Here is a 14,478-nt window from a genome sequence, read left to right on the forward strand (position 1 = left end):
CAATCTCGGAGCCGCCGATAGGCTCTGACTGTAGAAACGGCGCGGTGAACCCTCTACTACGGATGAGAAGGAGAGCAGAATGGATCAGGAGACGGACATGGATAAGACGATGCGGCAAGCCGGTGACACGATCGCAGACGTAGCAGAGAAGACGACCGCCGGTGTCGGCGGGGTCGTGCAGGACCTTGAGATCCTCATCCGTCGGTATCCGTGGCAGGCACTATTGCTCGGCCTCGGATGCGGGTATGTCTTGTCCCGCATTCGATCGAACTAGGAAGGATGCGACATGGAGAATCCCCATCCGATATCCGTTGCCGCATTGCTTCAAGGCCTCGTCGAAGACGTGCGGTTGCTGATCCAGCAGACCCTGCGGCTGGCCCGCCATGAAATGCAGCTGGAGTGGCACAAGGTCACTGCCATCATCATTCGTGCCGGTGTCGGCATCACCCTGGCGTTCATGGCGAGCGTCCTCCTTCTCCTCATGGTCGTCCATCTGCTGCACGACCCGCTGGGCCTTCCGTTCTGGGCGAGTTATGGAATCGTAGGACTCCTCTGCGCACTCGTCGCGGGCCTACTCTTGGCCGGCGTCGTTTCACTGGGCGCCACGCTTCGCTTGTGGCCGTTCCGCACTTTTCACTCCATAAAGGAAGATGCCCGATGGATCAAAGAACAGGTGCTCTCGACCAAGATCTAAAAGACATTCTGCACACGCGGATGGCAATCGCAGACAAACTGGATGCGTTGGAGCAACGTGTCCTTCATCACGCGGAGGACGCCACGATGCAGCTGACCCAGGTGCTCGATCGAACAACGAAGAGCGTCAACAAGCTGGTGGATAAGACCAAAGCCGTCATCGACCCGGTGCATCGCATCCATGAACATCCTTGGTTGATGGTGGGCGGAGCCCTGTGCGCCGGGTTTGCCCTCGGCCTGCTCGACCAGGGATCGAGACCGCGTCGGCAAGGCGTCTATCCCTACTATCCGCCTGGAGTGAAGGGATCCAGGGTCATGCCGGGACCGGCAGCGCGTCCCAAGCGGCCCCAAGAGGCCGATGGAGTCTACGAGTTCTATCCCAGCGAGTCCCAGCCTCGTCCCCGGCAAGCCCCCCCGCGAAGCACGACGCTGTGGGACTCGCTTTCCCGAGAGTTTCAGCAGGAAACCGAAGAGGCGAAGCTGATGGTACTGGAAGTCGGACGCGCTCTGTTCACGGAATTGACCCGACGGATGGTGCCGGAAATCGCCCGTTCTCTCGGTGTGACGCTTCCGCCGACCTCCTCGTACAGGTCTCCGCAAGAGAAGCGGCGGTCTCCGGAAAAGGCCGAGGAGGGCCAGGTCACGGCCTCCTGATTCACGATGCACGAGCGCTTGGGAATCGATCAAGATCTGCCGTTTCAATATCGAGCCTGGCGCTATCAGCGCATGGCGTGGGCCGCGCTCGCCCTGACATTGGCCGGTGCGCTGCTCGGACTGTTCGGGCAGGGTCCCCTGGCCGATGCCTCGGTCCGCAGCGCGGACGGGCAGGTCACACTGGACTATGAACGTTTCACCCGCTACGACCGAACGACTTGGCTGATCGTCTCCCTGCCCCGTTCCGATCACAGAACCGACTCGATCCAGATCCTGTTCGACAAGGACTACGCGCAGGCCGTCACGCTGCGTTTCCCCTTGCCCAACCCCGTAGACACGGCTTGGACGGCGGAGGGGTTACGGTATGAGTTCACCCGGCCGGAAGGCGGCGGGATCGTGCGACTGTTGCTTTCGATCCAGGCCGTCGGCCCGGTTACCGGCCGTATCCGGGCAGGACAGGGAGAGTGGCTGCCTTTCACGCAATTCATCTACCCATAGGCGCGACGATGGATGCAGTGCTCCGTGGCGCAACGATGTACCTGTTCCTCTTGGTGGTGTTCCGTCTGGCCGGACGCCGGACGCTGGCGCAAACCACCGTCTTCGATTTGGCCCTCCTGTTGATCATCAGCGAGGCCACGCAAAACGCCATGCTGGGACAGGACTATTCGGTCACACACGGCATCCTGGTCATTCTGACCTTGGTGGGTCTCGACATTCTCTTATCGTTGCTCAAACAGCGGGCGCCCTTTCTGGCCCGCTGGATCGACGGCAAACCCCTCGTGCTGATCGACGAGGGCCGGCCCCTCGGGGATCTGATGCGACGCGCACGCGTCGACCTCGAGGATATCCTCCGCGCCGGGAGGGAACAGGGGGTCGAAGGACTGCACCGCATCCGGTACGCCGTGCTCGAAACCAGCGGAACCATTTCCATCATTCCGCGCAACGCCGACGAAGAGCTGGAGGGACGGCCCATACCTCCGAGTCGGGACTGGAGTTGACACGTGGCCGCTTCACTTACGAGCCCATCGCCCCGTTGGAACCCTTGGAAGCTCGGAGGCCTCCCCTGGAAAACCTTCTTCCTCCAATTGTGGCAAGAAAGCCAGAAGGACGAGATCCTCGGCCGCGCCGCGCAGCTGGCCTATTATTTTCTGCTCGCCCTGTTTCCGGCACTGCTGTTCCTGACGGCCTTCATGGGCCTCTTTCCGCTCACGGAGACCTTGCCGGAATTGATGCAATACCTCCGCACCGTGCTGCCCGCCGACGCGCTCTCCCTGTTGGAGCGATATCTGGAGAACGTGGTCCAGGGCAGCGGCGGCGACATCCTGTCACTCGGACTGTTGGGCACGCTCTGGGCCTCGTCGAGCGGCGTGACCGCCATCATGGAAGCCTTGAACGTCGTCTACGGTGCCGAGGAAACGCGCCCCTATTGGAAGGTTCGCCTCATCGCCATCCTGTTGACCGTCGGACTGGCAGGCTTCATCATTCTATCGATCACCCTGATTCTGTACGGCGCGCGGATCGGCGAATGGATCGCGGACATCGTCGGTTTGGGCTGGTTGTTCCTGCTCACCTGGAACGTGTTGCAGTGGCCCGTGGCCGTTCTCCTGATGTTGTTTGCCCTCGCAATCATCTATTATGTGTGTCCGAACGTGGAGCATGACTGGCGCTGGGTGACTCCGGGGTCCGTTTGCGCGGTGTCCTTGTGGTTACTGGTCTCGCTGGGTTTCAAGGCCTACGTTGAACACTTCGGCAACTACAATGCGGCCTACGGATCGATCGCCGGCGTCATCGTGCTCATGTTGTGGCTGTACCTCACGGGCGTGGTGATGTTGCTGGGGGGAGAAATCAACGAGCAGATCGAACAGGCCGCCGCAGCGCTCCGTCGGGGCAAACAGGTGTCGAGGCCCAATTCGGCCGGAGAACCTGCGCAGTTCCAGAAAGGGGAAGAGACGACCGCATGAAGCCCGACTATCCCGACCTCCTCACGGAACAACGGATTCCCCCGCAACCCGCACAACCTCCTGCCTCCTCACCGGCCGATCGGCACCTTTGGCAGATCACGCCGATACGGGATTTGCTGTGGGGCGGCGGATTTCTCTTTGTGCTCTGGTTCGGGTATTACCTGCGAGGGGTCTTCACGCCGGTCCTAATCGCCCTGTTGCTGGCTTACCTGTTCAACCCGCTGATCCGGCGGGCCGAGGCACAGTGGCATGTCCCCAGACCCGCGACCATCGCCATCATCCTCTTTCTCTCGGCGGTCCTGACCGTGGGTCTGATCACATGGCTGGGTCCGCTGCTGGCGGAACAGGTTCAATCCTTTGCTGAGCGCGTGCCGCGCTACATCCAGAGCATCGCTCAGCGGTACCACGTGCGGCTGGGTGACTTCTCGGAACACTTGTCGACGATCGCCACCAGCCTTCGCGAGGACCCCCTTTCGATCTTGCGACCGGTCTTCTCGGGCACGGGCCAGGCGTTCGGCGTGTTGGGAACAGTGATCGGCACCACCGCCGACGTCGTGATTGCCTTCGTCCTGATTCCCATCTACTTCTTTTTCTTCGCCTGGCGGTTCGACCGCTCCCTGGACCAGCTCAAGCGGTACATTCCGGCCGGCTACCGCGCCCGCGTGCGCCATATCATGATACGGATGGACCATGCCGTGAGCGGGTTCTTTCGCGGCCGCCTGACGATCGCGCTCGGTTCAGCGGTGCTCTATTCTCTCGGCTGGGCGCTCACCGGCATTCGGTATTGGTTTTTGCTGGGTCTGATCACCGGCATCCTGACCATCATCCCCTACGCCTCGTTGATCGGCTGGCCCCTGGCCGTGCTGTTGAAATATCTGGACGTGTTGTCGTCCGAGAGTGCCGTGTTCGACCTGATGACCATCGTGGTGTGGCCGTCCCTGGCCTACCTCCTGGTCCAGTTCATCGAAAGCTGGTTGCTGACGCCCTGGGTGCAAAGCCAGTCGATGGACATGAGCGCCGTCACCGTGCTCATCGTGGTGTTCGTCGGCGGCGCCTTGGGCGGATTCTACGGCCTGCTGCTCGCCATCCCCATCGCGGCCTGCCTCAAGATCCTGGGCGAAGAACTGGTCCTCCCGCACCTGGCCCGTCGGGCTGCGGCATCCCCGTCGCCCGACAGCCGACGAAAGGAGCCGCTATGACGACCGTTGCAGACTTGTTGATCGATCGACTGATCGACTGGGGCGTGGACACGATCTTCAGCCTGCCGGGCGACGGCATCAACGGCATTTACGAAGCCCTGCGCACGCGCCAAGACCGGATCAAACTGGTCTTGGTCCGACACGAAGAATCGGCGGCGCTCGCGGCCTGCGGGTATGCCAAATTCACGCGACGGCTGGGCGTCTGCCTGGCGACCTCCGGTCCCGGCGGCATCCATCTCCTGAACGGCTTGTACGACGCCAAGTGCGATGGCCAGCCGGTCCTGGCGATCACCGGCCATACGTTCCACGACCTCATCGGCACGCATTACCAGCAGGACGTGAATCTCGACAAACTGTTCAGCGATGTCGCCGCCTACAGCGAACGGGTCATGGGACCGGCCCATGTCGGCAACGTGGTCGATGAAGCCATCAAGACGGCCATCTCGCGCCGCACCGTCGCCCACCTGACCATCCCCAAGGACGTACAGGACTGGTCGGCCGACACGCAGGGCTCCAAGGCCAATGTCCCCGGCCATAGCGGCGATCTGTATAGCGATCCCCTCCCCTTGCCCTCTCAAGCACTCTTGGAGAAAGCGGCCGCCTTACTGAACGACGGCACGAAGATCGCGATCCTGGCGGGCCGCGGGTGCCTCGGAGCCAGGGCGGAGATTCTGGAGCTCGCCGACAAGCTGGGCGCGCCCATCGTCAAACCGCTGTTGGGCAAGGGCGTTGTGCCGGACGACCATCCCTTGACCACGGGAGGCATCGGCCTGCTCGGCACCGCACCATCCCAGGAGGTCTTGGAAACCTGCGATGCACTCCTCATCGCTGGGAGTAGTTTCCCCTATCTGGAGTTTTATCCCAAGCCCGGCCAGGCTAGGGCCGTCCAGATTGATCTGGACGCAAGCCGGATCGGCCTGCGGTACCCGATCGAGGTGGGGTTGGTCGGGCAGTGCTGGGATGTCCTACGCGCCCTGCTGCCGCTTATCCGACAGCAGCTCGATCGTCGTTTCTTGGAACAGGCTCAGGCCAGAACGGTCGAATGGAATGATTTGCTGGAAGCACGAGGGACCCGCGCCGACGTTCCGCTGAAGCCTCAGGTGGTCGTGCGGGCCGTGAATGAATTCCTGGCGGACGATGCGATCATCTGCTGCGATACCGGCACCGTGACGACTTGGGTCGCCCGCCACATCCGGGTGAAAGGCAACATGGAGTTTTCCGCCTCCGGTACCCTCGCCACCATGGCGAACGGGCTCCCCTACAGCCTCGGTGCCGGGATCGCCTTTCCGGGCCGACAGGTCGTCTGCATCGCGGGAGACGGCGGTTTCTCCATGTTGATGAGTGAGCTGGCCACGCTCGTCAAATATGCCCTGCCCGTGAAGATCATCGTGTTGAAGAACAACCTGCTCGGCATGATCAAGTGGGAACAGCTGGCCTTCGAGGGCAATCCGCAATACGGCGTCGACCTGCAGCCGATCGACTTCGCCGCCTGCGCTCGCTCCTGCGGCGCGACCGGATTGCACGTGGAGGATCCTGCCGACGTGCGGGATGTCTTACGACAGGCCTTCGCCCTGCCTGGACCGGTCGTGGTCGAAGCCGTGGTCGACCCCTCCGAGGCCCCGCTCCCAGGCAAGATTACGATGGAACAGGCCTGGCAGTTCACGAAAGCCATGGCACGCGGCCAAGACGACCGTTGGGAACTGGTCAAAAACTTGGTCGTAAATAGGATCCGTGAAGTGGTGTAACCAGGCAGCGGAGAATCAAAGCAAGGAGGAACGGCACATGGACGCAATGGGTCGCACGAGATGGGCCATCGCGGAAGGTTATATTCCGCGCGAGAGTCACGGACCGGCACCGCACATGACGAGTCACGAGACCGTCTGCCTGCTCAATACCGGGCAGGAGGACGCCCACGTCCGGATCACGATCTACTTCGCCGATCGCGAACCCGTCGGTCCCTATCGAGTGACCGTGCCCGCCCGCAGAACCGCACATGTGCGCTTCAACGATCTCACCGACCCGGCCCCCATTCCCGTCGACACGGACTATGCGAGCGTCATCGAGTCGACCGTTCCGATCGTGGTGCAGCACACCCGTTTGGATTCACGACAGGCCGAAAACGCGCTCTTCAGCACCATAGCCTTTCCGCTCTCCTAACACCGGCTGCCCCGGTCGGTCGAGGTCAGGCAGCCTGAACGATTTCTTCTTCCAGTTCGACCCTATGCGCCGGCAGACTGCGATTCTGCAAAATGACTTCATCGACGAGATCGCCGCATTGAATGCACCGTTGCGCCCAGAACCAATAACCTCCCAGGCTTTCGCCGATGTCCATGCAACGTTCGTGGACCATCAACCCGCCGCAACGGGTGCAGCTCTGGACGTCATGGCTCCGGCTTCCGCCGCTGCTCCGTGGAACGCTGGTGATCGTGGCTTGCATGGCCTGCTCCTTTCGGATTTCTCGGTCGAGTGAGTTCGACCGGTCATGCTCACTGATACCAGGACCACTTTCGTCGGAATACTAGCGCAGCCCCCAGGGGCCGGAGAAATGCACCCTAGGATTGGCAGGCCGCGTTCTACCGTCTCAGTTTGGCGAGCATCGAGCGGGTGATCGTCTGTCGCTGGGAAAAGTACTCACGCCACGGATCCTCGGCGAGTTGCCGGAGCCGTTGCGGCAAGTCGACCACCGTAAAATGGTCGGAACGGAGGCCTGGCGACAATTCGTCCCAGGCCAATGGCACGGAGACCGGCGCGCCGCGCCGGGCGCGGGTCGAATAGGCCGCCACCGCCGTGGCGCCCTCCGCATTACGCAGGTAGTCGATGAAAATTTTCCCCCCGCGCTTCTGTTTCGACATCGTGGCGATGAACCGTTCGGGAATCGTGCCCACCAGGTGCTCGGCCACGGCCTTGGAAAACGCCTTCACCTCGTCCCAGCCCTGCGTGCGGCGGATCGGCACCACGACGTGAAGCCCCTTGCCGCCGGTGGTCTTGACGAACGAGCGCAGGTCCAGCTCCTGGAGCAACGTTCGGAGCAGTTGCGCCGCTTCCACCACCATCGGCCAGGGCACATCCGGAGCGGGATCGAGATCGAGCACGAAACGATCAGGCCTCTCCAGCCGGTCACGCCTCGCGCCCCACGTGTGCAATTCCAACACGCCGAGTTGCACGAGGCCGATCAAGGCCGGCAGCGAATCTGCCACCATGTAGGAGGCCGATGACTCCTTGGTCGGAATCTCCACGCGGCCGATCACGTCCGGAATCCGGTCCGTCGCATGTTTCTGATAAAAACATTCCTGTTCATACCCCTCCGGACAACGGACCAAGCTCAGGGGCCGCCCCTGAAGATGCGGCAAGATCCACTCGCTCACCGTCTCGTAATATCGCGCAAGGGCTTCCTTGGTGAGTTGCTGTTCGGGATAGAGCATTCGCTGCGGGTGGCTGAGGGTCACGCCCTCGATCACCAGATTCTCGGACGAGTCGGTCTCCAGGCCACGAGCCTTGCGTCCTGACTTGGTCGCCGATGGGTACTTGCTTGCCTGGTTCGCAGGCACCTGTTCCCGCCGCACGGTGGAAGCCGGCTTGTCATCGCGCAGCCCTTGAAAGGATGCCTGACGGAGCTGTCCGTCCTTCGTCCATTCCGCGAAGGCCACCTCCGCCACCAGGCTGGGCTCGACCCAATGGATCTTGGCTCGATCCGCAGTCGCCGGTACCGCCTTGAATGGTGAGGACCGGCGCTGTATGGCGCGCAGCCGCCGATGAAGTTCCTGCAGCGACCGAGCCGAGAAGCCGGTGCCCGTTCGACCGGCATACCGGAGCTGCCCCCGGTCGTCGTACCATCCCAGCAACAGTGCTCCGAAGCCTGCTCGCATCCCGGAGGGCTCGGTGAAACCACCGATGACGAACTCCTGGCGTTGCTGACACTTGACCTTCACCCAGGCGTGCGACCTGCCCTCCAGGTAGGGCGCGTCAGCCCGCTTGGCCATGACGCCCTCCAAACCCAGACGGCAGGCCTCCGCAAAGACCTTGTCGCCTCGCCCGGGAATATGGTCGCTGTACCGGATAAGCCCTGCGCCGTCCTCCCCTTCGAGCAACGCAGCCAGACAACGCTTTCGCTCTACCAATGCGGCCGGACGAAGGTCGTACCCATCGAGGTACAGCAGATCGAAGAGGTAGTAGGCGAGATTGGCGGCACCGCCCGACTCAAAGGCATTCTGAAGCGCTTGAAAACTCACTCGGCCGTCCGGCAGCAGCGCCACCACTTCGCCGTCCAACCAGGCGCTCTCCACAGGCAAGGCTGCGAGGGTCTCGGCCATCGGGCGCAATTTGGCCGTCCATTCGATGCCGTTCCTCGTCCACAGCGTGGCCTTTCCGTCGCGGATTCGACAGAGGATGCGGTAGCCGTCGTATTTCAGTTCATGAATCCACGCATCCCCCTCCGGCACGCGGTCCACGAGGGTGGCCAATTGAGGAGCCATCCGGGACTCCTGCCGAGCCTTGCGCGCGTCCTTCGGCGGCGTGGTTCCCGACAACCGGGCCGGACGCGCGCGGACCGATTTTCGACTGGACCTCCCTGCCTGCCACACGTTGCGGCGCCCGGCGGCGATCTCCTCCAGAGTCCGTCCGCTCGCCACACTTTTCGTCAGGATGCGCGTCACCTCAGCCTCTGCGCCCTTGCGTGCGGCTTCATCACGCTCCTTGATGAGAAGCCAGTTTTCTTTCCCGGCTTCCTGCTTCCCGCCCATGCGGACGAGCGTCCAAACCCCGGATAACTTGTCGCCCTGCAGGGTAAACTTCAGTCGCCCGCGCCGGAGGCCTTCACGTGCATCTTCCAGGGGAACCCAGTGGCCCCAATCCCAGAGCAAGACCGTTCCTCCGCCATACTGTCCGGCAGGGATGAGGCCCTCGAACTGGGCATAGTCGAGCGGATGGTCTTCAACGTGGACGGCCAGGCGCTTCTGCGTCGGATCCAGGCTTGGTCCCTTGGGGATCGCCCAACTTTTTAAAGTCCCATCCAACTCCAGGCGAAAGTCGTAGTGCAGACGGCTCGCCGCATGCTGCTGGATAACGTACAGTCCCGCACCCTCGCCGGAACCAGGCCGACCGCGAGGCTCCGGTGTGTTGTTGAAATTGCGCTTGCGCCAATAGGGTTTGAGGCTCATGACCTCCTCGTCACCTGCCTAACGGAGCCGTCGTCGAGCCACGGCGGCCTTCAAGGCACGGGCATTTTGCACGGCATAGGCAGCCTGATCATTGTCGAAATAACAGTAGACCGCGAGACCGGCCTTGCTCCACTGCCTGATCCTGCCGGCCCAAGCGGCCAGCGCCGCCGGTGCATAGGAGCCCTGATACTTTTCTCCCGGTCCATGCAGCCGCAGGTAAACGTGGTCGGCCGTGACGGGAGCTGGAGAACGCAGCCCGCCCAACTCAAAAATACAGAACGACACCCGATGCCGCTCCAGCAGACCGTAGACTTCCGACGTGTGCCAACTCGGATCGCGACATTCGATGCTGTACCGGCGGCCTCGGGGAAGCACGGCGAGAAACTGCCGCAAGCGCTCCACGTTGCAGTGCCAGCGAGGCGGCAGCTGAAAGAGAATCGGACCGAGTTTCCGGCCTAAGCCGCCGGCGGCCTCCAGCAACCGCTCGACCGCTTCGGCGGGCTCCTGCAGTTTCTTCCAATGGGTCAGGTAGCGGCTGGCCTTCACGGCAAAACAAAATCCCGGGGGACTTTGCCGCTTCCAGGCTTCGAACGTCGCCCGTGCCGGCAGCCGATAAAAACTGTTGTTGATCTCTACGCTGTCGAACTCACGGGCGTAATACTCCAGCAGGTCGGACGAGGGAAGCTGCGGCGGATAGTAGGGGCCGCGCCAGTGGTCATAATGCCATCCCGAGGTGCCGATCCGGACTTGCACAGGCTGACCCATCACACAACGGCCTTGCCTCGTCATGAACGGGACGCCGGCGTCCCGCGTGTCTTCTGCCATACTCGCAGCACTTCGGCCACGCTCCAGGCCTGGGCGATACAACCTCGTGGATGGTAGGGTGGCTCGGCATCGAAAATCTCGCTGATCGTGCCGATTCCGGCTTCAGACAGGTGCGCCTGAAAGCCCTCCAGCAACGACCGCGTCTTGGCGGGATCGGGCGAGACCTTCAGCCAGGCGTCGATGAACGGCCCGATCAGCCAGGCCCAGACCGTTCCTTGGTGGTAGGCGGCGTCCCGCGCGCGCAGGTCGCCGAAGTACTTCGATTTGTAGTCGGGATGTTCCCGCGAGAGACTCCGCAAGCCCACCGGCGTGAGAAGTTTCTGGGCAACCTGCTCCACCACTCCACGCCAACGCGTTTCGCCCAGCACCGGATGGGGCAAGGCGATCGACAGCAGTTGATTGGGGCGAAAGGCCGGATCGTCGCCCTGTTCGCCGTCGACCACATCGTACAGGTAGCCGCCCGCTCCATACCAAAATCGCTCGTTGAACGATTGCTGCGCCTGTTCCGCCAGCTCGGCCCACTCGGAAGGCGGCCGGCCGGTGAGCGGTTCCCACTCGGCCATACAGCGGAGCGCGTTGTACCAGAGGGCTTGGATCTCGACCGGTTTTCCCCGTCGAGGCGTCACGACCCAGCCGTCCACCTTCGCATCCATCCATGTCAGTTGGTAGCCGTCGGCGGAAGCTCGAAGCAGACCGTCGCGCCGATCTACGCCGATCCCGAAGCGGGTCCCTCTGACGTGGTGGTTGAGAATCGATCGCAGAACCGGCTGCAAAGATATGAGCGTGTCATGGTCGCCCGTCACGCGGTAGTACCGATCGACGGCATGGAAGTACCACAGCGTCGCATCCGCCGTATGGTAAAGCCCCTCCCGCTCCCCCTCGGGGAACAGATTGGGCAGCAACCCATCCTTCACATAGGTCGCGAAGGTCCTGAGGATCGACCGCGCTTCCCGGTGGCGCCCCGTGCAGAGCGTGAGGCCTTCCAGGCTGATCATCGTATCGCGTCCCCAGTCGGTAAACCAATGATACCCGGCAATGACGGTGCGAGCCTCGTCGCCCGAGGCCCTGGCCAGCGCCTGCTCCTCCACCCGTGAACCGGGCTCGACGATGAATTGATCCGCCGCCAGCGCCAGACGCTCCTCCATCTCATCGGCTCTGGCCTCACGAAGCGGGGCCAGCAAGGTGTTCAAGCGCTGGGCCTCCGCATCGACGATGGTTTCCGGGCCGAAGTGGAGGAACTCCCACGGTTCCGTACTGGCGACGAACGCGATGGATCGTTCCGTCGTCAGGTCGGCGAAAAAATAGCCGGGGCTGGCCACATCTTCAAGATGTTCGGAGCCGCGATCCCGGTCGACCCGGTAACAGACGGAATGGCTGATTCGCGCGTCCGCGACGAAGAGGCCGCAGCCAGGCCGTAGGCACAGTTTCAAGGTCGGGGCTCCATCGCAAAGCTCGATCTCGTAACGTCCCTCCACCACGGTCAGAGGAAAGGGCGGTTGTTTGGCTTCCTTGAGCGGGGCATCCAACATGCGGAAAGTCACAAACGGCCGTACCTGCATCCGAATGGGGTCCCCTTCCAGCAGGCGATATTCCACGTAGAGCGAATTGTGTCCGTGGGGCATAAGGACGCGTTTTTCCAAGCGGCGCCCGGCAAACGCACAACGCCACAATGGCGTCTGCCCTTCACGCACGAATGTTTCGAGCACCGTCGGGAGGTCGCTGTCCGCCCGCCCGTCTTCGAACTCCACCCCGCTGAGATAATAGGTTTCGCCGGCGACGACCGCCTCTTCGTCCAGCCGCGGAATCATGACCGTGCGGCCCCAGGGCGAGGGCAGGTCCGGCACGAAGAGGCCATGGTAGCGCCTCGTCGGAGCACAGAGCAGTGTCGACGAAGCATAGCCACCGAGCCCGTTCGTCACCAGCCATTCCCGCGTGAGGAGCCCCTCTTCATCGTGCAATCGATTACGCGGGATGATCATGGTCACAGGCTGTTTGGGAGCCGTCACGGCCATGGGTCGTCATCCCTCTCTCGAATCAGGCGACGATTGAACCGGTTCGGCCGCATACAGCACGGCCGATTCGGCTGGGAGCCGCCACCCCTCTTCGCTCAAGGGGCCGACGACACCAGGCCCTCCATATCGGGGCTCATCGCTGGACCAGCGCAGGTACCATGAGCGTCCCACCGGCGGGGCCAGCAGGGGCTCGGGGGCCGGTCGATAGTCGTAATCGGCTCCAAGATTCAGGAGCAAGAGCCTGTCATCCCCCGCCGGCCCGAAGTACCTTACGATGAAGGCATCAGGTCCGATGACTGCTCCATCGATCAGCTCGCGCGCCTGCTGGGTGATGACGGGATCCTCGCGCCGCAGCCGCAGAAGATCACGATGCAAGTCGTACCAGATCCGGTGGCGCTCCCGCTCCGACAGATCCAGCTTCGACCGCTCGAACACACGCGGATCGCAGGGATCGGGAATGGTCGCTTGGGCCCCGCTCGACGCCGCGCTCCGAAACTGCGCCAAGAACGCCTTCCTGCCTCGATGAATGGCTTGCGCCAACTCGCCGGGCGGAAAATCGGCGAAGAAGAGAAAGGGCGAGGAGGCGCCGAACTCCTGCCCCATGAACAGGAGCGGCGTCTGCGGCGAGAGGAGCAACAATGCCGTCAAGACGCGGACGAGGCCGGGACTCGTTTTCTCATGGAGTCGGTCCCCGTGCAGCTGATTGGCCACCTGGTCATGGTTTTGGAGGAAAAATACGAATCCGGCTGCCGGTTCGTTTCCCACGACCGTGCCCCGAGGCTTGCCCTGCCAGTGGTACCGCTGCCCTTGGAAGAGAAACGACCGTTTCATGCAGGAGAGCAATTCCTGCGCGGTGCCCCGGTAGTCGGCGTAATACCCTTCGCGGCGGCCGGTCGCCGCGACTCGCGCCGTATGGTGGAAGTCCTCGCACCACACACCGTCCAGTCCCCACCCGCCCTGCTCGATCGGCTGGATGGTATGGACCCACTGCGCCTCGCACTCGGCGACCAAGATGACCGACCTGGCTCCCGCCGCCTGCCTTGCGGCCTTGGACAGGTCGGCCAACACATGCCGTGGACTGGCATCGTGCAGCGCATGCACGGCATCCAGCCGCAACCCGTCGAGATGAAATTCGTCCACCCAATAACAGGCGTTCTGGATGAAGAAGTCGCGCACGCCGGACGACCCCGGCCCATCGAAGTTGATGGCTTGGCCCCATTCGTTCGGATAGCGATCGGTGAAGTATCGGTCGGTGAACGCCGACAAGTAGTTCCCGTCAGGGCCCAGATGGTTGTAGACCACGTCCAGGATGACGCCGAGCCCCAGCCGATGCGCCGCGTCCACGAACCGCTTGAGCGCCTCCGCATCCCCGTAGACGTGAGCAGGGGCATAGAGTCCGACGCCGTCATACCCCCAGTTCCATCGGCCCGGAAATTCGCCCACTGGCATCACTTCGACGACGGTGATGCCGAGGTCCTTCAAGACGTTGAGTTGCGCGACGGCGGCATCGAAGGTGCCTTCCGGCGTAAAGGTGCCCACATGGAGTTCGTAGATCACCTGCCCTCGCATGGTCACGCCCTGCCAGCCCTCGTCCTGCCAGCGGTAGGCCCCTGGATCGACGATCAGCGATGGACCATGGGGACCGGTCGGTTGGAAGCGGGAACAGGGATCGGGATAGGCCTCGCCACCATCGAGGCGATACCGGTAGGTCATACCGGCCCTCGCCCCCTGGACCCTCCCGGACCAATAACCCTGTTGATCACGTTTCAACGGATAGCCACTCCGCCCCTCCTCCAACAGGACTTCGACCAGGGTCCGTTCAGGCGCCCAACAACGAAACCGCACGGCATCGCGCTCCACGGTGGCCCCGAGCGTTACTCCTCGCTGACGCTGCGCCGCGGCGGTTCCCGCCCCCCCTGTTTCCGTCATGATATCCATGCGACCTCCGCCTCTCGGCTCAGTTCCCGCCCTGTCCCTA

Annotated in this window: 14 protein-coding genes; 9 read left to right on the forward strand and 5 right to left on the reverse strand. The window is 62.7% G+C overall.

The window, feature by feature from the left end; translation table 11 throughout:
• The first annotated feature begins 79 nt into the window (after nt 1-79).
• Genes HRU82_05005 through HRU82_05045 form a run of 9 tightly spaced genes read left to right on the forward strand, consistent with a single transcriptional unit; the run spans nt 80 to nt 6,664 of the window.
• Nucleotides 80-274 carry a hypothetical protein gene (locus tag HRU82_05005; protein ID QOJ34348.1) on the forward strand — a complete coding sequence of 65 codons (195 nt, stop codon included), beginning with the start codon at nt 80-82 and terminating at the stop codon, nt 272-274.
• 12 nt (nt 275-286) lie between these two features.
• On the forward strand, nt 287-694 hold the full coding sequence (locus HRU82_05010) for a phage holin family protein (protein ID QOJ34349.1): 408 nt from the start codon (nt 287-289) through the stop codon (nt 692-694).
• Nucleotides 658-1,347 carry a hypothetical protein gene (locus tag HRU82_05015; GenBank protein QOJ34350.1) on the forward strand — a complete coding sequence of 230 codons (690 nt, stop codon included), beginning with the start codon at nt 658-660 and terminating at the stop codon, nt 1,345-1,347. The genes HRU82_05010 and HRU82_05015 overlap by 37 nt, the downstream gene beginning before the upstream one ends.
• A gap of 18 nt (nt 1,348-1,365) precedes the next feature.
• Nucleotides 1,366-1,845 carry a hypothetical protein gene (locus tag HRU82_05020; GenBank protein QOJ34351.1) on the forward strand — a complete coding sequence of 160 codons (480 nt, stop codon included), beginning with the start codon at nt 1,366-1,368 and terminating at the stop codon, nt 1,843-1,845.
• An 8-nt stretch (nt 1,846-1,853) separates the two neighbouring features.
• A complete protein-coding gene (locus HRU82_05025) occupies nt 1,854-2,345 on the forward strand; it encodes a DUF421 domain-containing protein (GenBank protein ID QOJ34352.1) in 492 nt (163 codons plus the stop codon).
• A 3-nt stretch (nt 2,346-2,348) separates the two neighbouring features.
• Nucleotides 2,349-3,308 carry a YihY/virulence factor BrkB family protein gene (locus HRU82_05030; protein ID QOJ34353.1) on the forward strand — a complete coding sequence of 320 codons (960 nt, stop codon included), beginning with the start codon at nt 2,349-2,351 and terminating at the stop codon, nt 3,306-3,308.
• The gene (locus tag HRU82_05035; protein ID QOJ34354.1) at nt 3,305-4,507 is read left to right on the forward strand and encodes an AI-2E family transporter; all 1,203 of its coding nucleotides are present in this window, start codon (nt 3,305-3,307) and stop codon (nt 4,505-4,507) included. Before HRU82_05030 ends, HRU82_05035 begins: the two co-directional genes overlap by 4 nt.
• The gene (locus tag HRU82_05040) at nt 4,504-6,252 is read left to right on the forward strand and encodes a pyruvate oxidase (GenBank protein QOJ34355.1); all 1,749 of its coding nucleotides are present in this window, start codon (nt 4,504-4,506) and stop codon (nt 6,250-6,252) included. Before HRU82_05035 ends, HRU82_05040 begins: the two co-directional genes overlap by 4 nt.
• 37 nt (nt 6,253-6,289) lie before the next feature.
• Nucleotides 6,290-6,664: a sensory rhodopsin transducer gene (locus HRU82_05045; GenBank protein QOJ34356.1), complete on the forward strand. Its 375-nt coding sequence runs from the start codon at nt 6,290-6,292 to the stop codon at nt 6,662-6,664.
• 25 nt (nt 6,665-6,689) lie between these two features.
• On the opposite strand, the gene HRU82_05050 is transcribed toward HRU82_05045, so the two are convergent.
• From HRU82_05050 to treZ, 5 genes are all read right to left on the reverse strand, one after another.
• A complete protein-coding gene (locus HRU82_05050; protein ID QOJ34357.1) occupies nt 6,690-6,944 on the reverse strand; it encodes a hypothetical protein in 255 nt (84 codons plus the stop codon).
• A 136-nt stretch (nt 6,945-7,080) separates the two neighbouring features.
• Nucleotides 7,081-9,663: a DNA ligase D gene (gene ligD, locus HRU82_05055; protein QOJ34358.1), complete on the reverse strand. Its 2,583-nt coding sequence runs from the start codon at nt 9,661-9,663 to the stop codon at nt 7,081-7,083.
• Nucleotides 9,664-9,681: 18 nt separating this feature from the next.
• Complete coding sequence (locus tag HRU82_05060) at nt 9,682-10,428, reverse strand: DUF72 domain-containing protein (protein QOJ34359.1); 747 nt, start codon at nt 10,426-10,428, stop codon at nt 9,682-9,684.
• A gap of 20 nt (nt 10,429-10,448) precedes the next feature.
• The gene (locus tag HRU82_05065) at nt 10,449-12,467 is read right to left on the reverse strand and encodes a glycogen debranching enzyme N-terminal domain-containing protein (protein QOJ37111.1); all 2,019 of its coding nucleotides are present in this window, start codon (nt 12,465-12,467) and stop codon (nt 10,449-10,451) included.
• Between the two features lie 39 nt (nt 12,468-12,506).
• A complete protein-coding gene (gene treZ, locus HRU82_05070) occupies nt 12,507-14,429 on the reverse strand; it encodes a malto-oligosyltrehalose trehalohydrolase (GenBank protein QOJ37112.1) in 1,923 nt (640 codons plus the stop codon).
• Between the last annotated feature and the right edge of the window lie 49 nt (nt 14,430-14,478).

It is taken from the genome of Nitrospira sp. (genome assembly GCA_015709715.1).
In the GTDB taxonomy this organism is placed as follows: domain Bacteria; phylum Nitrospirota; class Nitrospiria; order Nitrospirales; family Nitrospiraceae; genus Nitrospira_A.